Here is a 20,075-nt window from a genome sequence, read left to right as displayed (position 1 = left end):
GGGAACTCCTAGGTGAGGTGGTTTGCGTCTGCACCAACGATAGACCGCCGCGTACGTACTAGCTACAATAGAAGATCCGAATTTCATTTGCAGGAGTCCGGCAATGATCGATCCGTTGGCCGAAGTCGTGACGCTGCTGCAGCCGGGCGCCCGGTTCTCCAAACTGGTTCTGGGCGCCAGCCCTTGGCGCGTTAGCCGCTCGGATGCCGGTCAGCCGTTCTATTGCGTGATCCTGGAGGGCGCGTGCCGCATGGTGATCGACGGGCACGAGCCCATCGGGCTCGTCTCGGGTGACTTCGTGCTGATTCCCGCGGCCTACGGCGTCGCAATGTCCAGCCTCGTGCCGCCACCGCCGGGCATTCAGACGCTGGTGCCCATCGCGCTTGGCAACAATGAATTTAGAATCGGGGAGCCGGACGGCCCAGTCGATTCGCGAATGATGGTCGGCTACTGCAGCTTCGGTTCACCCGACGCATCCCTGCTGGTCTCGTTACTACCGCAAATCGTGCATGTCCGCGGTGAAGCGCGACTGGCCACCCTCGTGCAACTTGTACGAGATGAATCACGCGAGCAGCGGCCTGCGCGCGAAGTCGTGCTGTCACGACTGCTGGAAGTGCTGCTCATCGAGGCGCTGCGGTCCACAGCGGAAACGACCGCGTCACCGGGCCTGGTTCGCGGGCTGTCCGATAGCCGCCTCGCGGCCGCGATCCGCGGTATGCACGAACACCCCACACGCGCGTGGACGGTTGCTGAACTCGCGAAAGAGGCCGCACTGTCGCGCTCAACCTTCTTCGAACGCTTCAACCGCGCGGTCGGCGTGGCGCCCATGGAATATTTGCTCACTTGGCGCATGGCGCTCGCCAAGGACCTGCTACGCCGCAATGAAGGCCGCGTCGCCGAGGTTGCACAGCGCGTTGGCTACAGCTCCGCCAGCACGTTCAGCGTCGCCTTCACGCGGCACGTCGGGCGGCCACCCTCACAATATGCGCGCGAGGAGCAGGCAGCCACCGACGATGCGCAAGACATCTGAAACGCGCTGCTTCCGATAGAGATAAGGCCAGGGAACCCGGTGGCTCAATGCAACCCTTTAACGACGTCTTTTTGATCGAACGAGACAGGTGAGCGGTCACATTCGGGTCTCGGCGAACGTCCGCAGATGGCAAGACAGGCCGGCTGAGCGTGTGTGGTCAGGTGCCCCTGATCTGCCGGCCAAGAGGATCTGGAGGTGGCTAGTCCAATTTGATTTGAGGCCGATCTTTTGCTTGGATTATTTCGTTCGGGATGCCTATTTACCCAATCTTCAAGAAAAAAAGTAGTTCAGGGATGTCGATCTAGCCCGATCTCGAACGTCTGGCAAGTAAGCGCTGGGGTTGTTTATCCTGCACTCAGCGAGACATCCAGCAAAGGAGAAATCACCATGACGCTTCCACTGACCCCCGTTATCACCGCCTTTGAACGGTCGCCCGATCGCGGCAGGGGACTGGCGCGTGACATGCGTGTTCGCTGGGCGCTTGAAGAAGTGGGCCAACCTTACGAGGTTCGTCTCGTTTCTTTCTGGGCAATGAAGGAACCCGCGCATCGGGCGCTTCATCCTTTTGGGCAGATTCCAACCTATGAAGAAGGCGCTCTTGCCCTGTTCGAGTCGGGGGCGATCGTGTTCCATATCGCAGAGCGCCATGCAGGCCTGCTTCCTGACGATGCGCATGCCCGGGCACGCGCGATTGCATGGATTTTTGCCGCGCTCAACACGGTTGAGCCGCCGATCCTCGATCTCCAAACCACCAAGTTTCTGGAGGGCGACAAGACCTGGTACGAGCAGCGCCTGCCTATCGTCAAGGATCGCATCCGTGACCGGCTGGGCGAGCTTTCCGCTCGCCTTGGCAGCGCCGACTGGCTCGATGGTGCGTTCAGCGCGGGCGACCTGATGATGGTCGCGGTGCTCCTCAGGTTGAAAGCATCGGGTTTGCTGGACGAATATCCGAACATCTTGGCCTATGTCGCCCGCGGCGAAGCGCGGCCCGCCTACAAGCGTGCTTTCGACGCTCAATTGGCGGTATTTGCTGGCAAGCCACCGACCGGCTGATGAAGGGCAGCTCCGCGCTAAACGCCGTTGGGCTTCGCCACGGCCCACGCGGATACTTCGCGGTTATTGCGCCGTGGACACACATTTGCACCGCACATCGATCCGTGCGAAGTTTAACGTCGGCTATAGAGAAGGCAGTTCTAAACCTCCGCCGTCCGGTGTTGGCCAGTAGCGCCCGTTCGATGAACGTTCTAGAAAACCGACGTTGGAATCATACGGACTCAACCAATTCCGACGGGAACGAAACGAAACGGAACGAAACGGTCCGGACCGAGCCGCGTCAGCGCGAGGCTTGCAACCTCGCGTGGCAAACGCGACGGCCAATCTAACTTCTCGCCGATAACAGCTCGACGCGCTTGCGCTGCAGGAACCGGCGCACGGCCGGATCACGCTCGAGGCCGATCGCGAGATCGTACGCGCCGAGCGCTTGGGCCGTCGCGCCGGCACGCGCGAGCAGGTCGGCACGCGCGGCCCAGTACGGCTGGTAGTCGGCCAGCCGCTGATCGTCCGCATAGGGCTCGAGCGCGTCGAGCGCCGCCTGCGGGCCGTCCCGTTCCGCCAACGCGAGCGCGCGGTTCACGGCCACCACCGGGGACGCTGCGATCGCGAGCAGCGCATCGTAGAACTGCACGATCTCGTCCCAGTTCGGGCAATGCGTCCGGCAGCGGTGCACGTGCGCCGACTGCAGCGCGGCTTCGAGCTGAAAGCGTCCGATTGCGTTGAATGCGCTCGCGCGCCGCAGCAGTGCGCTGGCTGCGTCGATCATCGGCGCATCCCATGTCGCCGGATCCTGAGCCGACAGCGGCACGTAGTTGCCGGCCGCATCGCGCCGCGCATCGCGCCGTGCCTGCGCATACAGCATCAGCGCGAGGAGACCCAGCGTCTCTGGCTCCTCGGGCAGCAGTTCGACGAGCAGGTGTGCAAGAAACAGCGCCTCGCCGGCGAGATCGCGCCGCTCGGTATCGCCGCCGACCGGATCGGCCCACCCTTGCGCATAGGCTGCATAGACCGCTTCCAGCACCGCAGCGAGCCGGCCGGGCAACTCCTCGCGCTCGGGTACGCTGAACGGAATGCCCGCTTCGCGGATCTTGTTCTTCGCCCGTACGAGGCGCTTGCTCATCGCGGCGGGCGACATCAGGAACGCGGACGCAATCGTCTTTGCTTCGAGCCCCAGCACCACCTGCAGCATCAGCGGCGTGCGAATTGCGGCCTCCAGCGCAGGGTGCGTGCACGCGAACAGCAGCGCAAGCCGCCGGTCGGGTAACGCGCCTGCTTCACGCTCGTCGATCTCGTCGGCGAGGATAGTGAGCTGGTTCGCCACTTCGTCGCCGACACGGCGATGACGCGCGCCATCGAATGCCCGGCGGCGCGCAACCGTCATCAGCCACGCTTCGGGATTCGCGGGGCAGCCGCGCTCCGGCCAGTCCGCGAGCGCGGCCGCAAACGCGTCGGCCAGCGCGTCCTCGGCCGCGGCGACGTCGCGCGTGCGCATCGCCAGCAGCGCGACGAGCTTGCCATAACTGCGGCGAGCGACCGCCTCGGCAATTGCATGCGCGGCGGCGCCAGCGTCAGGGCCGCCGCCGGACGGACTCATGCAGCAGATGGCGCGTCGTAGGGGGCAGTCCAGACCGGGCGCACTTCCATCAAGCCGTGCGCCGCGCCGGGACAACGCGACGCCCACGCGATCGCCGCGTCCAGGTTGGGCACGTCGATCAGGTAGTAGCCGGCGAGTTGCTCCTTCGAATCGGAATACGGTCCGTCAAGCACCTGCGGCTTGCCGTCGACGAGCCGCACCGTAGTGGCCGTGCTCGTGTGCTGCAGCCGGTTGGCGCCCACCAGCGCCTGCGCTTTGTTCAACGATTCTGTGTACGCCTGGTACGCGGCAACCCCTTGCTGCCGCTCGCTGTCGGTCATCTGGTTCCAGCCGTTTTCTTCCGAATAGATCATCAATAGATATTGCATATGAGCCTCCGTCATGGGGTTAAGGCGGGTGAATTAAATCGGGCCGCCATCACAATGACGCTCGGGCCGCATGCTGATGGACAGGGAGCGTCGAAAAAATCGGGAACGATGCCGAGGATATCTGACTTTCAACTGTCCAAGTCTTGACACAGACTAAGTTCAAGAGGAAGTACTCGACTTCTCCAGCGATCGCTCTGCCGATGACCTGCCGGGTGACTTAAAAAAGTAAATAACTGCACCTTGAAACTGTCGATTGGGTGCCGCCCGGCCTGCGTCCGTTCATAAGGCGAAACTTCGCATACGCTTACAACGGGCGCTTTCATTTGCGCTGCCCCTGTTCGAACGTCAGGAAAGGAACCTGTTGCGGCCTCACCGGCGACGATGCCTGAGTGTCCGCGACGGCCGAAGAACCGCTGGTGGGGCGCTCGGCACCGTTGGCCGTTGCCGGGATCCTGATCTGGGGCGGCGCGGTAGCAAGGAAGATATAGGGTTAACAAATGCCGAACCTGGGAGTTATTTGGTTAATTTTCCGGAAGCCAATCGAGTTCCTCCACGCACACTACTGATCGGATGAAGGGCAGCAGTCGCTGCTGGATTGAAGACCTCAATTAACCACGAATGGCCTACACTGCCATGACCGAAACCAGTCTGACAGTTAGCATCCGATGCAATATGCCTCGTACTCACGACGCGCCAGCGCGTTGGCCATCGATTCGATTTGGTGGACCGTAATCGTACTTTTTGTTCCTCTCGGTCCATCGACAGAGGACTTGCTGACGGCACCTGAAACCCTCGTATCGACCATCCTTCTGTGGTTAGTCGTTGGCCAATGCATACCAATACTGGTTACCGGATTTTTATGGGCTATGTGGGGTACGTCACCGGGGAAACGGGCGTTGCATCTGCGGATTGTCGATGCCGACACAGGAGAACGAATGACAGTCACGCAAGCCGGTCTGCGCACGCTGGGCTACCTGCTGAGCTTCGCTACATGCGGCGCGGGATTTCTGTGGGTGCTCTTTAATCCTCGGAAGCAGGCCTTGCACGACCGGATAGCCAATACCATCGTCATAGACAAGCGACCCCATAACGACGGCAATCAGACATCTTAAGTCTGCGAGAGGAGGATGTGCCCAATGAGACAGTGGTGGCTCAGTCAACTTCGTATCTCGTTCGTGCCCCTTGGTAAGGCCTGTTCAAGGCTTGTCGTTGCCGCGAACATTTCCTGGTGGCTTGCCAGAACGCCGACTGCTCATTTTTCGACGTGCGATTAGCGCGATGAATCCAATCGCTAGAAGTGCAATCGCGAAAAGTGCGACGGCGCTCAGCGCGCTCGTGCTGTGAGAACCCGCAGCCCCCGAAACAGCGGTGGACGCAACCGCAGGTGCCGATGCCTCCGTCGCCACCGGCTGTGGGACTGCTACGCCAGCGGCGCTCCCTTGCCGCACAAGGGATGCTTCCGATGTCGGGGCCGCCGGAGATGCGGGGACGGGAACCGCGTCCGAAACGGGGCCGACGGGAGCCATATCGGTCGCCGAAGCCATAACCGGAGCCGCAGCCGGAGCCGCAGCCGCAGCCGCAGCTGGCGACTCGCTGGAAATGGCCGCGCTAGACTTGGCCACCGACTTCCACTGCGCAAATACGGTGTCGATGCAGTGGACATCAGTGCACGCGTTGCGCAATTGCTTCCACTGGGCAAGTTGTTCGGGCGATAGCTTCCCGGCGCTCAGCAGAGCCTGCTGCTGAGCGACGATATCGTCGTACTCGTTGTTCAGGATGGCGTGGTCGCATATCACACGCTCGGCCGGTTGCCGCGTGGTTGCACATTGAATGTCGCTTGCCCATGCTCCGGTTGAACCAAACGCTGCCATCGACAGCAGCAATGCCAGATGTTGTCTCGGATGCACCTGTCCTCCTGAAACGTGATTGCCGTCGAGTCGCGGATTGGGAAGGCATCGCCACCGCTGGGCCGCCCTATGGACCACGGCTCTGAGGCAGTACGACCCGGCCCAGATTGCAGTAACGGCAATCCAGCATGCGCGCATGGCATCTCATCAATCGCGATGCATCAACAGGGCAGGTCCAGCCGGGTCGTGGTCAGCGGCGGTCTAATCCGTTGAAAAGACAACCGCGGCCGTATTCCCGACTTGCGTGAAACTGCGCACGAAGCGATAGACCTGGCCGCCGATTCGCAACTGATTCGCCCCCGACAACGTCAATTCAAGCATCTCGTTTGCGACCGATACCGGAATTGCTGCAATTTGCGTCAGGTCCTCGCGCGTCGTAGTCGGATCCCCCAGATACACGGTACAGACACCGGCCGTGTGTCGCAGCATCACGATGCTTGTCGCTGTATCGAGTGCCCGCTCCAGATATTCGGCGAGGGTCTGCAGCGATTCCGGTGCTTGCTCCGGATGGTCATTCGGTATTCCATTGTCGTTCGTCACTTTGACCTCCTTCGCCCGATGGGCCATGTGACCGTCTCGAGTCTTTCAGGCTGCCATCATCGCACAGCGCCTGCGCCCTGTGCTGTAGCCTGCGACTGATACTATCGCCAACCACAACCGGGGCGGGAACCACTCGGCCCGAGTCGCTGTGTTCACGAATATGCGAAGGCACCCACTGGCAAGGTGAAATTCAGCTCGCATGGTGATGCTGTTGAGTTGCTTGCTCGCGAAGACAGGTTCGTTCAGCATCGGTCGCTCCTGGTTGCCGTGCGGCAGCCCGCGCCGGTAGCGCGTGTCTCTCAACGAGAGACCTCAGACATAAGGCTGATACGGCAGGGCATCTCGTTCTGCTGGTTGTCGCACGCACATCGATTGAATTTGCAGATGGTCAGAATGGGAGGCTGGGAGGCAGCACTGTGTGAAAGTGTTGGCAAGGTGGTAAAAGCCATGATGCCAGCGCTGAAGTCCAGTCGGCTCGCGCATCTCTACGACTAACACAATTCAAAGGATTTCTAGAATGGCAACAGATACTGGCATCATCTCGGGAAACTCTGCAGACGAGTTCCCCACGCTATGCGCTGAGGATCGCGTGAGCATTGCGTAGAGAGATGACTTGGAGCACCAATGCTTTTCCCGCCAACCGGCAGGTACTCAAAATTACACAGATCAAACATGAATAGAATGCTTGCGATCGGCGCATTTCTGCTTTTCTCGTCGGCCTCGGCGATTGCATCGAATTGGGTCCAGGTCTTCGCGAACCCGGCGGAAGCCGTGAGCGTTGATGCCGACTCTATTGCGCGCAGCGGTGACACTGTCAACGCCTGGACTCAAACGGTCTTGGCGGTGGAGACGGACGTGCAGCTCGGACGTCCCGCCAAGGCGATCAAGACGCAATACATTGCGGACTGTCAGGGTAGAACACTCCTCGTGAACGCGCTGATTTTTTACGATACGCAGGGTAATGTCCTCGCTTCTCTGCCGCCGGAGCAGGACGCTCCAGCGGTTGTCGTGCCGGGTACGGGTGGAGAGTACATATTGCGCGCGGTGTGCAATAAGAGATGAGGATTGGGCCAGCACCAGTGTAGCCCCGGACGCAGCAAACGCATTCGCTGTTGGACGGTCTAGACCGGAGCCCGCATGCAATCATGAATGCAGCTTAATCACCCAGCATTTCGTTACTTGAATGAAGCGGGCTCAACGAAGCGGACTCACTGAAGCGGGCGCGCCGCGATCAGCTTGCAGGCTTGCGCGGGCAACTCGGCCAGAACGGGCATGCCGAGAGTAAGGCCGGGCGTCTCGCGCTGCGTGGTGGCGGCTGTCAGGGTGAAGCCGGCGCAGTCGATCGTTGCTTCCAGCGTGGCACCGACGTCACGGATAAACGTGACCGTCCCGGCGAGATGGTTAGGATAGCTGTCGGTTGTGACGTGTTTTACGCAGACATCTTCGGGACGGATCAGCAGGCGGATGTCCGCTGTGGATTCGGGCACCCAGGCAGGATTAGCCACGACGATCTGCTGGCCGCCCGGCAGCGTCACACCACCTCGTCCGTCAAGCGTGACCGGAAGGATGTTGCCGAGCCCGATGAAGTCGGCGACGAACTCGCTGACCGGGTTCCGGTAGATGTCGAGTGGTTTGCCGACCTGCGCAATGCGGCCCTTTTCCATCACGACGATCTCGTCGGCCATCGTCATCGCTTCACGCTGGTCGTGCGTGACCATGATCGTCGTGATGCCAAGGCGCTGCTGCAGCAGGCGGATTTCAACCTGCATTGCTTCGCGCAGCTTGGCGTCGAGTGCGGAGAGCGGTTCGTCGAGCAGCAACAGTTTCGGCGACGACGCGATCGCACGCGCGATCGCCACGCGTTGGCGCTGTCCCCCGGATAGTTGCGTGACCGGCCGGTTTGCCATATGCGGCAGCTGGATCAGTTCGAGCAACTCGGTAACGCGGCGCCCTTGTGCGGCCTTGGCCGTTTTACGCAGCCGCAGCGGATACGCGATATTTTCAGCGACGCTCATGTGCGGAAACAGCGCCAGTGACTGGAACACCATGCCGAAGTCGCGCTGGTTGGCCGGCAAATGGGTGATGTCGCGGCCCGCGAAAGTCACGCTGCCGGAACTCGGCGTCTCAAGCCCCGCGATCATGCGCAGCAAGGTCGTCTTGCCGCAGCCGGACGGGCCGAGAAAGCAGACCAGCTTGCCGTCCGGGACGCTCAGGTCGACGTGGTCGACGGCGTATGCGGCGTTGAAGCGCTTGGTCACGGCCTGGAGTGTCAGATGAGTCATGATGGTTCCTCGGATGCTTGCGTGCCTAGAGCGCGACACCTTCGTCGCCAATCAGCTTTTCAAGCAGCCAGATCAGTCCGAAGTCGATGGCGACGATAAAAACCGCAAACGAAAACACGGTCGGGTCGAGCGACGACACCGTGCGGCTGTAGAGCCACACCGGCAGCGTCATCGTGTTGATGCCGTACAGGAAGAACGTCACCGTGAACTCGTTGAACGAGATGATGAACGCGAACAGCATGCCGGCCAGGATGCCGGGGCGCATCAACGGCAACACCACGTCGAACATCGCGCGGCGCGGGCTCGCACCCATCACGCACGCGGCTTCCTCGAACTCGGGGCCGATAGATGCCGCCGACGCCGCGCAGTTCTTTACCGTAAACGGCAACGCGAGAATCACATGCGCAATGATGAGCCGGAACACACCGAGTTCCACGGGCAGCACGTTGAAGACCAACAGCAGCGACAGCCCGAGCATCATCAGCGGATAGACGAGCGGCAGCGCCACGAGCTGTTCTACGGCCGACTTGCCTCGAAAGCGATAGCGGCTCAACGCATACGCGGCGGGCACCGAGACCAGCGTCGCGATGATCATCGTCGACACGGCGACGATCAGGCTCGTGGTCAGCGCGGTACCCATGGACATGACGTCGCTTGCGTCGGGCGAGACGAAGCTGCGCCATGCCGCGCGATACCACTGCAGGCTGTAGCCGGGTGGCGGGAATTCCAGCGTGTCCGAAGCGCTGAACGACATCAGGATCATCGTCAGGATCGGCAGGGCGGCAAGGAACAGGACAATGGCCGCGAGCAGCGCCGCGGGCCTGCCGAGCCGCCCCGGCATGGTCGCGGGCAGGAGCCGAACACGACTGTAGGGGGTGCTCATGCTGACAGCTCCTTGAGACGCTGGGTTCGCCGCACGAGGCTCTGCGAGATCGCCATGACGGTGAGCGTGGCGACCATCAGCACCACGCCGGAGGCCGATGCCGCGGGCCAGTTCAGCAACGGCGAGACCTCGTCATGCACCAGCACGGCAAGCATCGGCACACGCCGGCCGCCGAGCAGCAGCGGCACCGCGAACGCACTCGCGTTGTAAGCGAACACGAGCAGTGCGCCTGAAACAAGCCCGGGCATCGCGAGCGGCAACATGATGTGACGCAACGTCTGCCAGCGCGTTGCACCGAGCGTGGCAGCAGCTTCCTCGTACGACAGCGACACAGCGCGCATTGCGCTCGACAGCGGCAGTACTGCGAGCGGAAACGCGGTCTGGATCAGGCCAAGGAGCACGCCATGCTCACGATAAAGCCATTGCATCGGACGCTGGATCACGCCGGTTGCAAGCAATGCGTGATTGAGCAAGCCTGCCGGACCGAGGATCACGAGCCAGCCGTAGCCTTGCAGCAACAGATTGACGAGCAGCGGCAACAGCACGCCCGCCAGAAGCAGGCGCCGCGCGAGCCGCGACTCGGTGCGCGCCATCGCAAGCGCAACCGGAATCGCCAGCAGGACCGCGCACACCATGCTCTGAAACGCGAGCCGCAGTGTCAGCCACAGCGCCTTCAGGAAATATGAATCGGCCAGGTTCGCGTAGTTTTGCAGCGTGAACCCGTGCCACTCGTTGCCCTGCGCGCCGAAGCTCATGCGCAGGACCACGAGGGCAGCCGCCGCGAGCACCGCGAGAAACGCGAGGATCGGGGCGAGCAGCAGCCACGGCCGCGCACGGGCGAGCGCGGTTCCCGAAGCCGGGGCAACCAGCTGGTCTGGCGCCCCCGGTCCGGCGCGCTGCGAAGAAAGTCCAGCCATGGTGGTCATGCCGAGAAAATCTCGGTGTAGCGCTTGATCCACGCGGCCTGCACAACGGCGAGTGACTTGTCATCGTGCAGTACGGACTTCTCCGCAATCTGCTGCGGGCTCGGCACGAACCTGAGGCTCTCGGCGGGAATGTTGGCCTTCGAATTCACCGGGCCGTTCAGCACGTCAGCGGCCATCCGGCCTTGCACGCCGGCATCGAGCGAATGGTTGATGAACGCGTGAATCAGATCGAGGTCACCCGGGTGAGATTTCGGAATCACCGTGAACATCAGCTGCGTGGCGAAGCCTTCCTTCATGCCGTACGTCACGCCCATCTTGTACTCGGGTTTCCTGATCTGGTCGGGAAAGAACGCGGGCGAATAGATGCCGCCGATATCAAGCGAGCCCGTGCGAAACAGGTCGGCGACCTGATTCGGATTCTCGCCGAGCGTCATCACGCGGTCCTTCAGTTCGGCGAGCTTCTTGAAGCCCGGATCGATGTTCTGCTGCGAACCGCCCGACATTTTTGCAGCGATGATCGCCAGATCGACCGCCTCGGCAAACTCGGGCGGCGGCAAGAAGATGCGGCCTGTGTACTTCGGATCCCACAGCGCTTCATACGACCCGGGCGGCGTCTTGACCGTCGACGTGTTGTAGATCAGGCCGTCGGACCACAGCAGGTAGCCGACGCCAAAACCGTCCGCGCCGGTTCGATACCGCGCCGCCACGTCCTTGAGATTCGGCAGCTTATCGAGGTCGGGCTTGACGAGCAGGCCCGCATCGCCGAGACCCGAGGCACCTACGCCGGCCAGCGTGATCACGTCATAGGTGGGGCGCTCGCCCGCAGCCTTCATCTTGGCGACCATGCCGGAGGTGCCGTCCGCGCGGTCTGCGATCACCTTCGCGCCGGTTTTTGCCATGAATGTAGCCGCTATGTTGTGCAACGCGGCAGTCCCCGTATCGTCTGACCATGTCAGCAGACGGAGCGTCTTGCCCGAGAAATTGTGTTCCTGGGCGCGCAGATTGAGGAACGGCGCCGGCAACGCGGACGCTGCGAGCGCTGCGCCGATCGTCTTGAAGGCTTGCCGCCGTCCCGTGCTGAATTTTTTCATCGCCGACTCCGTAGATGGTTAAGTGAGATGTCCAATCTGTGCCGGGCGAACGGTCGTATCCGTCTGAGTTTGTCCGTGCATGAAAAATGTTAGGATCGCAAAATAGCCGTCACAATCGATATATCGTCATGTCTGCCATGACGAGAGCGCATGGCTCCGCAGCTTGATCTCTGGTTTTTACATATATTGGCATGCCGGACGCGCATGGCGGGCCGATGGTGCCGGGCGACGCGCCATCGTGGTGCATCAGAAATCTTCCCTCTTCCCAATAGTCGGGCAATTGGTCCGACGATGTGTCAGCACCTGCTCGATTTCCTTTAAGGCGGCAAACCCAAACGGACCCAGCAGCCGTCCGATACTGCTGCGGCAAGTCGACCCGCACCAAGATGGCCTCAACGCACGAGCGATCCGATCGCCGCGAACCTCGTCGGCGGTGACGACGGTCGCGACCAAGCGGTACTCGCTGTCATTGGCCAACTTACGGGCGCCGGGGAAAGTTTCCACGCCGTGGTCACCACCGGGAAAAGAGGAAGAGAGGAAGAGGAAGAGGAAGATCAGAGATAATCAACAGGGTAGGGTGCCGAGCACTCACCTGGGAAGGATCATTGATGACACACTTTGCTTTCACTGCCGGATCCGTCGCCGTTGTCACGGGCGGTGCTGCCGGTATCGGCCTCGCCGCTGCCAAGCGATTCGCGCAACTCGGACTTCGCGTCTGCATCGCGGATCTGGGCGCGGACCGACTCGCGCGCGCAGCGAAGGAAGTCGCCCTTCTGGCGGACCGTGGAGCGGACGATGTCATGGCCCTCGAGGCGGACGTCAGCCGCGTCGAGGACCTGCGTCGACTGGAGGCAGCAGTTCGCGACCACTTTGGCGGCACGGACATCCTGATGAACAACGCCGGGATTCAACCTGGCAGCGCCATGTTCGGTCCGGCCGCTGACTGGGAACGGGTGCTTGACGTCAACCTGTGGGGAGCCATCCGTGGCACTCAGACTTTCGTGCCTGCAATGATCGCGCGCGGCCGCCCGGGTCTGGTCATCAATACCGGCTCCAAGCAAGGCATCACCACGCCGCCCGGCGATCCGGCCTATAACGTTTCCAAAGCAGGCCTGAAGGCCTTCACTGAAGCGCTGCAACACGAACTGCGTAATACGCCGGATTGCCGGCTCAGCGCGCATTTGCTGATCCCGGGTTTCGTATTCACTGACCTTGCCGCGCATGGCCGCACTGAGAAGCCGGCCGGCGCCTGGACCCCTGAGCAGACCGTCGATTTCATGCTGGAACGCTTGGATGCCGGCGACTTCTATATTCTCTGCCCCGACAACGATGTACCTCGCTCCCTCGATGAGCGGCGCATCCTGTGGGCTGCAGGGGATATTGTCGAGAATCGTCCGCCGCTGTCGCGCTGGCATCCGGATTACAAGCAGGCGTTCGAAGCGTTCAGGCAGAAAACCGACTGACCTGCTGGCAGAGACGCAGTCGCCTGAGCACCTGCCTGAGCACCTGCCTGAGCACCTCGCTCGCGGTGACATTCGGTGGCTTCAGCATCGAAAGACCGTTGGTCATGGGGCGCTCTCCATAGCAGAGCGCCCGATTGCAATAGAACCGTTTCTCCAGGGTGTCCGACAGTACCGGCCTAAGCTTTCAGATGAGGTCCCAGTAACGACAGGTCAGGGCCTCCAAGACGGTCGTGTGCGGTCTGCACCTGGTGCCAGTACGGGTAGAGCAGGGGCGGCGCGCTTACCTTGTCGAGCCGCGCGCGCTGGTCGGCGCTTAGCGTGAGGTTCGCTGCTCCAAGGTTGTCCCGCAGTTGCGCCTCGTTGCGTCCGCCGATGATCACCGAGGCGACGGCGGGCCGCCCAAGCGTCCACGCAAGCGCAACCTGTGCGGCCGAGACCTTGTGCTCGCCTGCGATCTCGACGAGTACGTCGACGATCGACCAGAGTCGTTGCTCGTCGCGGATCGGCGGCTCGGTCCATCCGGCGAGCTGTCGCGTGCCTTCGGGCGTCGCGTCGCGGCGGTGCTTGCCTGACAGCAAGCCGCCTGCCAGCGGACTCCAGACCAGAATGCCAAGTCCCTGATCAAGCGCGATTGGCGCGAGCTCATACTCCGCTTCGCGTGCTTCGAGCGTGTAGTGGATCTGCTGGCTCACAAAGCGCGGCAGATGATCGCGTTCGCTCACGTGCAACGCTTTCATCAGGTGCCAGCCCGAGTAGTTCGAGCAGCCGACGTACCGGATCTTGCCGTGCCGGACCAGCAGGTCGAGCGCCTCGAGCGTTTCTTCGAGCGGCGTGAGCCCATCCCATTGATGAACCTGGTAGAGGTCGATCACATCGGTCTTGAGGCGTCGCAGGCTCGCCTCGCAAGCCTGGATCAAATGGTGCCGCGACAGGCCGCGATCATTCGGGCCGTCGCCCATCGGAAAGCGTGCCTTGGTGGCGATCAGCACGCCGCCCTTGCGTTTTCCGCCGAGCGCCTCGCCGACGATTTCCTCCGACGCGCCATTCGAATAGACATCCGCCGTATCGATCAGGTTGACGCCCGCGTCGATGCACATGTCAATCTGCCGCCGCGCGTCGTCAAGACCGACTTCGCCGACGCTCGCAAATTTGCCGTTGCCGCCCATCGTCATGGTGCCGAGTGTGATGGTCGACACCTTGAGGCCGGACCGGCCGAGTTGACGATATTCCATGATGAAGCAATGTCCTATGAAGGTTGCACAGGGTTCAGGACCGGCGAGCGGTCATTTGTCATCCGCCTGCGCGGGAAAATCATGCCCAATGCGAATATCTGCTTAGATTAAGCGTTTTTCGTGGTTAACGGTTTTTCAAGGCACGAAAGCGGCGGCGGATGTCTGAGGCAGTTGGAACGCTTTGTAGCGGTCGCACCGGCAAACGCGGTACGGAACGTGTGCTCGACAAGCCCTCGTTTCATTCATGAGTATTCCTCTTGATACTGCAATTGAGTGACTTGATAGCACTCTTTATAAATCGCCATGTGAACGTCCATTTGTTCGGCTTTGTGAATGACTCAAACGGGTCACACAAGGAGTAAACAAGGAGTAAAAAACTCAAGACAGCGCTAGCGCATCGACTGTTGCGCGCCAAGCAGCGCGTGTTGGGTGCAGATCGAGAGCCCGCGGGGTCAAAGCCCCAGACAAACCGCCCCGGCCGCGACGACCACGCACGCGAGCCAGCGCTTTGCACTGACCGCTTCCCGCAGAAACACCCGCCCGATTAGCACCGCGAACACCACGCTGGTCTCGCGCAACGCCGACACCGCGCCCATCGCGCCCGACTGCAACGCCCAGATCACGATCCCATACGCCGCGATGGACACCAGGCCGCCGACGAGCGACGAGCCGAGCGCCATGGGCGCCGTCCGTGCCGGTGTCCACAGCGCCGCAAGCCCCCGCTTCGCGACGAACAGCACCGGCATGAGCCGGTAGAACAGGAACATCCACGCGGTATAGGCGAGCGCCTGGCCGCCGGATAACCGCACGCCGATGCCGTCGATCACGGTATAGAGCGCGATCGTTGCGCCGGTCGTGAGTGCGGCCAGCACACTCGCGCGCGACACGTGACGCCCCTGCAGCGCGATTGCGATGATGCCGCCCGATATCATCGTGATACCAAGAGCGTGCAAGGGCCCGATCGCCTCATGCGCGAAGAACGCCGCGCCAAGCGTGACGAGCAGCGGCGACGAGCCGCGCGCGATTGGATACGCCTGCGCCAGATCGCTGCGGCGATACGACCGCACGAGGGTCACGTTGTAGACAATATGCACGAGGCCCGATGTGACGATGTACGGCCAGGCCTTGCTGACCGGCCACGGTGTGAAGAGAATCACGACCGTGGAGACCGCCGCGATGGCGACGCTCATCCACGTCATCGACAGCAAGCGGTCGTGGTTGCCGTGCAGCATCGCGTTCCAGCTTGCGTGGAGCAGGGCGGCAAAGAGGACGAGACCGCCAGTAAAGCTGATCATGCGTTTCGGGGCCGGAAAGGGTGTGTGAGATTGGACATCGCGCCGAGAAGCGCCATTAATCAGCAGGAGGTGTAAGCAAACATCGAAGATGTCATTGAGTCCGCTAGCCCATTGGATGACTGCCAACGCTGGAATTGGAGCTGCTCCAGGCAGCATATCTACCTTATGATTGGCTAACAAACCATATAAATTAGGTAATCGCGTTAGATAAACTCTCTTGAATGAAACGGGTATTGCAGTCAGCTTCCCGGCCTTGCGCTCGGCCGGTCACCCGTTGCCGCGATGCCGCCATGACCGTTTCCGACCAGGCTCGATTTTCTTGACGTCTCCATGGGCAGTCGCGCCGCATTGAACGCACTAAATCACTTAGGAGGCTCCGCGCCGGGAATTCCCGTTGCGGAGCATCATGACGAATGAAAGGTTGCTATGTTGCATCTATAGGGGGAGACTCAGACCGGGGCCGTTCCTTACAAAAGAGAATAAGAAGCAAGCCCCCATTTCACCGCACCCCGCCATCGCACCGCTACGCAAGTGGCGTTTGCACAACCGCTCCCATCCCATTCCCACGCGAGGCCGCACGGCTCTGCCATGCAATCAACGATTGAAAACTGCGATGCCGAGCCCATTCATGCGCTCGGCCTGATCCAGGCGCATGGCGCATTGGTGGCATTCGATCGAGCGGGACTGACCGTCGCCCGCTCTGCAAACGCAACGTCTTTACTTGGACACGTGCCAGGCCTCGGCATGAAGATGACCGATGCACATTTTGATCAAAGCGCGAGAGATGCAATTGCCCGTGGACTGGAAAATCCCGCGTTACTCGAGGAGGGTGTGCAATGTTTCGGAGCGGGTCACCGTCGTTTCGACCTTGTCATGCATTGGTCCGATGGTGTGCTGCTTGCCGAGTGGGAAGAGAAACCGTTAAACGCCCCGCCGATCACGCATTACGCCAACCTGGTGCAGCAAAGCATCCGGCAACTGCAGCGCAGTGCAAGCTCCTCTTCAGGGCAACTGCTGCAAGTGGCGACTGACGCCATACGGACGCTTACCGGGTTTGATCGTGTCATGGCGTATCAATTCCTGCCCGATGGCAGTGGCAGCGTGAGCGCAGAGTCCAGGCGTGCCCCGTTAGCCCCCTACCTTCATCTGCGTTATCCGGCGGGAGATATTCCTGCACAGGCGCGACGCCTCTACGTCCTCAATGCCATTCGGCACATTGCAAATGTCCAGGAGGCGCCGGTTCCAATCGAACCCGCTATCGTGCCGGCAAACGGTAAGCCGCTCGACCTGACCTATTCGACTTTGCGCAGCGTCTCGCCCATTCACATTGAATACTTGAAGAACATGGGCGTCGCGGCCTCAATGAGCGTTTCCATCGTGGTCGATGGCAACCTGTGGGGCCTGATTGCGTGTCATCACATGGAACCGTTGTCGGTTCCTCATGCGGTTCGCGTGTCCTGTACCGTCCTGGCCCAAGTGCTGTCCATCACCGTCGAGCGCAACGAACTGTCGCAACGAGCAATGGCCGAGCGTCGCATTGAAGATCTGCGTGGTCAGGTTGCCAACGCGCTGGCCGCATCGGAAGACGCAACGGCGGGACTACTGGCCGCGAACGACGCAATGCGTAAGCTGATCGGGTGCGACGCGCTGTCGGTCCTGATGGACCAGCGGGTGGGATCGTTTCCGGCCAACCTCGATCGCGCGGCCGCCATCAAGGTGGCCGACTACATGAGCGATCACCATCAGGACTTGCTGGTGACCGACTCCATTTCGCGAGACGTGCCGGAACTCGACGGGTTACTCACGGAGATCAACCACGCCTCGGGCATTCTCGCGATCCAATTGAGCGGCACGCCCGCGATCACGATCATCTGGTGGCGCGCCGAACTCGTTGAAACGGTCCATTGGGCGGGACAGCCAGACAAGATCACGGCAACCGGCCCGAATGGTCAGCACCTGAGGCCACGAAAATCGTTTGAGGTCTGGAAAGAGACCGTGCGCGGCAGCAGTAGGGCTTGGGACGCGACCGACCGGTTTGCAGCTCGGGAACTGAAAGCGATCTTGCAGGAGGTGGCGCTTGATCACATCCGGGTAGCCGAGCACGAACGAGCTGCTTTACTGGCCATCATGGGGCACGACTTGCGCGATCCCCTTCAGGCCATCGATATGGTTGTCACGCTGATGGGGCGGGGGCTTGTTTCAAACGCGGATGGCGTCAAACGCATTGAATACTCGTCTCAGCGCATGCAGTCATTGATCGCCTACATCCTGGACGTAAGCCGCTTGCGTACGGGTGTGGGCCTGGCCATGGAGATTCGCAGGATATCGCTCGCGCCGCTCTTGTATGCGACATTCGAACGGGCGCAACAAGCCCACCCTGGGGTCGAGATGACCGTGGAGATCGGCGATCTAGGGGAGTGCCTGGTGGATGGAGACCGTCTTGTACAGGCTGTCTCGAACTTGCTGAGCAATGCCCGGCATCACGGCGATATGCGCTTTCCGATCCACGTAAGCGCGAGCCGCCCCGGCGCTCAATGGCGTATCGCGATAACGAATCGAATCCCGGCAGGCGCTTCGTTCACGCCCGGGCCTATGACCAGTCCCTTCAATGTGTCGTCGTCGAGGAACCCTCGGAACAAAACGGGACTTGGTCTCGGGCTATATATCGCAAACGCGATCGCCGTCGGCCTCGGCGGAGCGCTGGAAGTTGATCGCGTCATTGACTATGCCCGCTTCACGATCGTGCTCAACAACAACCCTTCGTCTTACTTGGGAGGGTGCTGAATCTAGTTGCTTTCCCACTGTGTCGCCAAGCGCTCGAGCGTCCACCGCTCTCCTTGGTCGAGCATGCATTACTAGGATGCGCCTCCGCAAAAACATCACACCCGCCGACACTCCTCGAAGGCGATCGTATAAGTCCAAATTTCGATTGAGAAGAACGTTCCAGGTGATCGGTATCGAGTTAGCCGATCACCCGGGAAATCATCTATGGACAACGGTTCGCGCGCGCACCGGGCGTTGCCCGTCGCGCCAGGCACACACGCGCTGTCTGCGAAATGATGATCTTCAATATCGATCGTGATCTTGAAAACTGGTCTTACGTAGCAAAAATTGCGCACTTACGATCCTTCGCAATCCTGCTTATAGGACCTGGTTTTCACGGTGTTTTATCTATTTCACGATATCTTTGGGGTGGGGCGATGAAGAAACAAATCCTGGGAATTGCCGCGTGCATGTCGGTGTACGGCGTTGCACACGCTCAAAGTTCGGTGACTCTCTACGGGCTCCTCGACAATGGCTTCGTGTTCAATTCGAATTCAAAGGGTAGCCGCCAGTACGAATTGGGTTCCGGCAACCTGCAGGGCGATCGTTGGGGCTTGATCGGCTCGGAGGACCTGGGCGGCGGGTTGAAGGCCATCTTCCGCCTGGAAGGCGGCTTCAACATCGACAACGGCACGCTCGGCCAGGGCGGTGCGGAGTTCGGCCGCAAGGCTTACGTGGGGCTGGCGAGTTCCATGGGCACGGTGACGCTCGGGCGCCAATACGACTTGCTCGGCGACTATGTCGGCAGCTTCGAGTCGGGCAACGCCGAAAAGCTGGTGACGCTGAAAGAGTGGGGCAGCATATACGGCTCGCATCCGGGCGACATGGACAACCTCGACAACACCAACCGGATCAACAACTCGATCAAGTACGCCAGCCCCAACTATGGCGGCCTGAGCTTCGGCGGCTTCTACAGCTTCGGCGGCAAGGCGGGTGAATTCACGCAGGACCAGATATATGCCGTTGGCGCGGGCTACGACAATGGTCCGCTGGCGCTCGGCGTGTCATATGAAAACGCGCGCGACCCGAACTTCTCGGTCTTTGGTACGAATCCCAGCGCGAACTCGCCGACGTCGACCTCGGCGCTTAATATGTCCAGCCCGGTGTATAGCGGGTTCGCGTCGGCGCATACATGGCAAGTCGTCTCGGCGGGCGCCGCGTACAAGGTCGGCAATGCGACCATTGGCGGCGTGTACAGCAACGTCCAGTTCAAGGACATCGGCGCTGAAGCAGGCGCGGGCCTCAATCCGCAGAAGCTCACGGGCACCGCGACCTTCAACATCGGTGAAATCAACCTGGCTTATCTGGTGACGCCGGCCTTGCAGGTCGGCACCGCCTACACCTACACACGCGGCAGCTCGATCGGCAGCATTTCCGGTGCCATCTACAGCCAAGTCAATCTCGCGGCAAACTATGCGCTCTCCGTGCGTACGGACCTGTATCTGGTCGGCATCTACCAGCACGCGAGCGGAAAAGATTCGACCGGGAAAACGGCGGTCGCGGCAATCAGCAACCTGAGCAACTCGTCGACCAACGTGCAGACGGCGTTGATCGTCGGTATCCGTCACAAGTTCTGATTGAGCGGCAA

The 20,075-nt window shown here is 61.1% G+C and carries 18 protein-coding genes; 7 read left to right on the top strand and 11 right to left on the bottom strand.

The window, feature by feature from the left end:
* Positions 1–103: 103 nt before the first annotated feature.
* Positions 104–1,030 (top strand): AraC family transcriptional regulator, encoded by a 927-nt coding sequence (locus BSU04_RS16635; RefSeq protein ID WP_089161619.1) that lies wholly within the window; start codon positions 104–106, stop codon positions 1,028–1,030.
* Between the two features lie 387 nt (positions 1,031–1,417).
* Positions 1,418–2,083 (top strand): glutathione S-transferase family protein, encoded by a 666-nt coding sequence (locus tag BSU04_RS16630; RefSeq protein ID WP_179258344.1) that lies wholly within the window; start codon positions 1,418–1,420, stop codon positions 2,081–2,083.
* 325 nt (positions 2,084–2,408) lie between these two features.
* Here the strand turns inward: BSU04_RS16630 and BSU04_RS16625 are convergent, their stop codons facing one another.
* Positions 2,409–3,677, bottom strand: a complete 1,269-nt coding sequence (locus BSU04_RS16625; RefSeq protein WP_089161618.1) for an RNA polymerase sigma factor — start codon at positions 3,675–3,677, stop codon at positions 2,409–2,411.
* Positions 3,674–4,045: a YciI family protein gene (locus tag BSU04_RS16620; protein WP_089161617.1), complete on the bottom strand. Its 372-nt coding sequence runs from the start codon at positions 4,043–4,045 to the stop codon at positions 3,674–3,676. The genes BSU04_RS16625 and BSU04_RS16620 overlap by 4 nt, the downstream gene beginning before the upstream one ends.
* Before the next feature lie 665 nt (positions 4,046–4,710).
* Between BSU04_RS16620 and BSU04_RS16615 the strand changes: the two genes are divergently transcribed.
* Positions 4,711–5,157: an RDD family protein gene (locus BSU04_RS16615; protein ID WP_089161616.1), complete on the top strand. Its 447-nt coding sequence runs from the start codon at positions 4,711–4,713 to the stop codon at positions 5,155–5,157.
* A gap of 84 nt (positions 5,158–5,241) precedes the next feature.
* Here BSU04_RS16615 and BSU04_RS16610 read toward each other — a convergent pair whose 3' ends face one another.
* Positions 5,242–5,952, bottom strand: coding sequence for a hypothetical protein (locus BSU04_RS16610; protein WP_089161615.1), 711 nt, complete (start codon positions 5,950–5,952; stop codon positions 5,242–5,244).
* A gap of 201 nt (positions 5,953–6,153) precedes the next feature.
* Entirely contained in the window at positions 6,154–6,492 is a 339-nt protein-coding gene (locus BSU04_RS16605) for a hypothetical protein (protein WP_089161717.1), read from the bottom strand.
* Positions 6,493–7,164: 672 nt separating this feature from the next.
* On the opposite strand from BSU04_RS16605, the gene BSU04_RS16595 reads away from it, so the two are divergent.
* Positions 7,165–7,554, top strand: a complete 390-nt coding sequence (locus BSU04_RS16595; protein ID WP_144021258.1) for a surface-adhesin E family protein — start codon at positions 7,165–7,167, stop codon at positions 7,552–7,554.
* A 146-nt stretch (positions 7,555–7,700) separates the two neighbouring features.
* On the opposite strand, the gene BSU04_RS16590 is transcribed toward BSU04_RS16595, so the two are convergent.
* Genes BSU04_RS16590 through BSU04_RS16575 form a run of 4 tightly spaced genes read right to left on the bottom strand, consistent with a single transcriptional unit; the run spans position 7,701 to position 11,674 of the window.
* A complete protein-coding gene (locus tag BSU04_RS16590; protein ID WP_089161612.1) occupies positions 7,701–8,774 on the bottom strand; it encodes an ABC transporter ATP-binding protein in 1,074 nt (357 codons plus the stop codon).
* Between the two features lie 25 nt (positions 8,775–8,799).
* Entirely contained in the window at positions 8,800–9,657 is an 858-nt protein-coding gene (locus tag BSU04_RS16585) for an ABC transporter permease (protein ID WP_089161611.1), read from the bottom strand.
* Positions 9,654–10,583 (bottom strand): ABC transporter permease, encoded by a 930-nt coding sequence (locus BSU04_RS16580; protein WP_089161610.1) that lies wholly within the window; start codon positions 10,581–10,583, stop codon positions 9,654–9,656. Before BSU04_RS16580 ends, BSU04_RS16585 begins: the two co-directional genes overlap by 4 nt.
* Positions 10,580–11,674 carry an ABC transporter substrate-binding protein gene (locus BSU04_RS16575; RefSeq protein ID WP_089161609.1) on the bottom strand — a complete coding sequence of 365 codons (1,095 nt, stop codon included), beginning with the start codon at positions 11,672–11,674 and terminating at the stop codon, positions 10,580–10,582. The genes BSU04_RS16580 and BSU04_RS16575 overlap by 4 nt, the downstream gene beginning before the upstream one ends.
* Positions 11,675–12,282: 608 nt before the next feature.
* Between BSU04_RS16575 and BSU04_RS16570 the strand changes: the two genes are divergently transcribed.
* Positions 12,283–13,137 carry an SDR family NAD(P)-dependent oxidoreductase gene (locus BSU04_RS16570; RefSeq protein ID WP_089161608.1) on the top strand — a complete coding sequence of 285 codons (855 nt, stop codon included), beginning with the start codon at positions 12,283–12,285 and terminating at the stop codon, positions 13,135–13,137.
* On the opposite strand, the gene BSU04_RS47650 is transcribed toward BSU04_RS16570, so the two are convergent.
* The 3 genes from BSU04_RS47650 to BSU04_RS16560 all read right to left on the bottom strand — a co-directional run bounded on the left by BSU04_RS47650 (position 13,118) and on the right by BSU04_RS16560 (position 15,664).
* Positions 13,118–13,243: a hypothetical protein gene (locus BSU04_RS47650; RefSeq protein WP_256982860.1), complete on the bottom strand. Its 126-nt coding sequence runs from the start codon at positions 13,241–13,243 to the stop codon at positions 13,118–13,120. The two genes, BSU04_RS16570 and BSU04_RS47650, sit on opposite strands and share 20 nt — an antisense overlap.
* Before the next feature lie 70 nt (positions 13,244–13,313).
* Positions 13,314–14,369, bottom strand: a complete 1,056-nt coding sequence (locus tag BSU04_RS16565) for an aldo/keto reductase (RefSeq protein WP_089161607.1) — start codon at positions 14,367–14,369, stop codon at positions 13,314–13,316.
* Positions 14,370–14,821: 452 nt separating this feature from the next.
* Positions 14,822–15,664, bottom strand: a complete 843-nt coding sequence (locus BSU04_RS16560; protein WP_089161606.1) for a DMT family transporter — start codon at positions 15,662–15,664, stop codon at positions 14,822–14,824.
* 588 nt (positions 15,665–16,252) lie between these two features.
* Here BSU04_RS16560 and BSU04_RS16555 point away from each other — a divergent pair.
* Positions 16,253–18,448 (top strand): GAF domain-containing protein, encoded by a 2,196-nt coding sequence (locus BSU04_RS16555; RefSeq protein WP_089161605.1) that lies wholly within the window; start codon positions 16,253–16,255, stop codon positions 18,446–18,448.
* A gap of 416 nt (positions 18,449–18,864) precedes the next feature.
* Positions 18,865–20,064: a porin gene (locus BSU04_RS16550; RefSeq protein ID WP_089161604.1), complete on the top strand. Its 1,200-nt coding sequence runs from the start codon at positions 18,865–18,867 to the stop codon at positions 20,062–20,064.
* The last annotated feature ends 11 nt before the right edge of the window (positions 20,065–20,075 follow it).

The sequence above is a fragment of the Caballeronia sordidicola genome, from assembly GCF_002220365.1.
In the GTDB taxonomy this organism is placed as follows: Bacteria; Pseudomonadota; Gammaproteobacteria; order Burkholderiales; family Burkholderiaceae; genus Caballeronia; species Caballeronia sordidicola_C.
This window is presented reverse-complemented; position numbering and strand designations above follow the sequence as displayed.

Coding starts and splice junctions, on each gene's coding strand:
- BSU04_RS16630 (WP_179258344.1), top strand. CDS start 1,418: ATGACGCTTCCACTGACCCCCGTTATCACCGCCTTTGAACGGTCGCCC.
- BSU04_RS16565 (WP_089161607.1), bottom strand. CDS start 14,369: ATGGAATATCGTCAACTCGGCCGGTCCGGCCTCAAGGTGTCGACCATC.
- BSU04_RS47650 (WP_256982860.1), bottom strand. CDS start 13,243: ATGACCAACGGTCTTTCGATGCTGAAGCCACCGAATGTCACCGCGAGC.
- BSU04_RS16620 (WP_089161617.1), bottom strand. CDS start 4,045: ATGCAATATCTATTGATGATCTATTCGGAAGAAAACGGCTGGAACCAG.
- BSU04_RS16555 (WP_089161605.1), top strand. CDS start 16,253: ATGCAATCAACGATTGAAAACTGCGATGCCGAGCCCATTCATGCGCTC.
- BSU04_RS16580 (WP_089161610.1), bottom strand. CDS start 10,583: ATGACCACCATGGCTGGACTTTCTTCGCAGCGCGCCGGACCGGGGGCG.
- BSU04_RS16635 (WP_089161619.1), top strand. CDS start 104: ATGATCGATCCGTTGGCCGAAGTCGTGACGCTGCTGCAGCCGGGCGCC.
- BSU04_RS16550 (WP_089161604.1), top strand. CDS start 18,865: ATGAAGAAACAAATCCTGGGAATTGCCGCGTGCATGTCGGTGTACGGC.
- BSU04_RS16615 (WP_089161616.1), top strand. CDS start 4,711: ATGCAATATGCCTCGTACTCACGACGCGCCAGCGCGTTGGCCATCGAT.
- BSU04_RS16585 (WP_089161611.1), bottom strand. CDS start 9,657: ATGAGCACCCCCTACAGTCGTGTTCGGCTCCTGCCCGCGACCATGCCG.
- BSU04_RS16560 (WP_089161606.1), bottom strand. CDS start 15,664: ATGATCAGCTTTACTGGCGGTCTCGTCCTCTTTGCCGCCCTGCTCCAC.
- BSU04_RS16570 (WP_089161608.1), top strand. CDS start 12,283: ATGACACACTTTGCTTTCACTGCCGGATCCGTCGCCGTTGTCACGGGC.
- BSU04_RS16625 (WP_089161618.1), bottom strand. CDS start 3,677: ATGAGTCCGTCCGGCGGCGGCCCTGACGCTGGCGCCGCCGCGCATGCA.
- BSU04_RS16590 (WP_089161612.1), bottom strand. CDS start 8,774: ATGACTCATCTGACACTCCAGGCCGTGACCAAGCGCTTCAACGCCGCA.
- BSU04_RS16595 (WP_144021258.1), top strand. CDS start 7,165: ATGAATAGAATGCTTGCGATCGGCGCATTTCTGCTTTTCTCGTCGGCC.
- BSU04_RS16575 (WP_089161609.1), bottom strand. CDS start 11,674: ATGAAAAAATTCAGCACGGGACGGCGGCAAGCCTTCAAGACGATCGGC.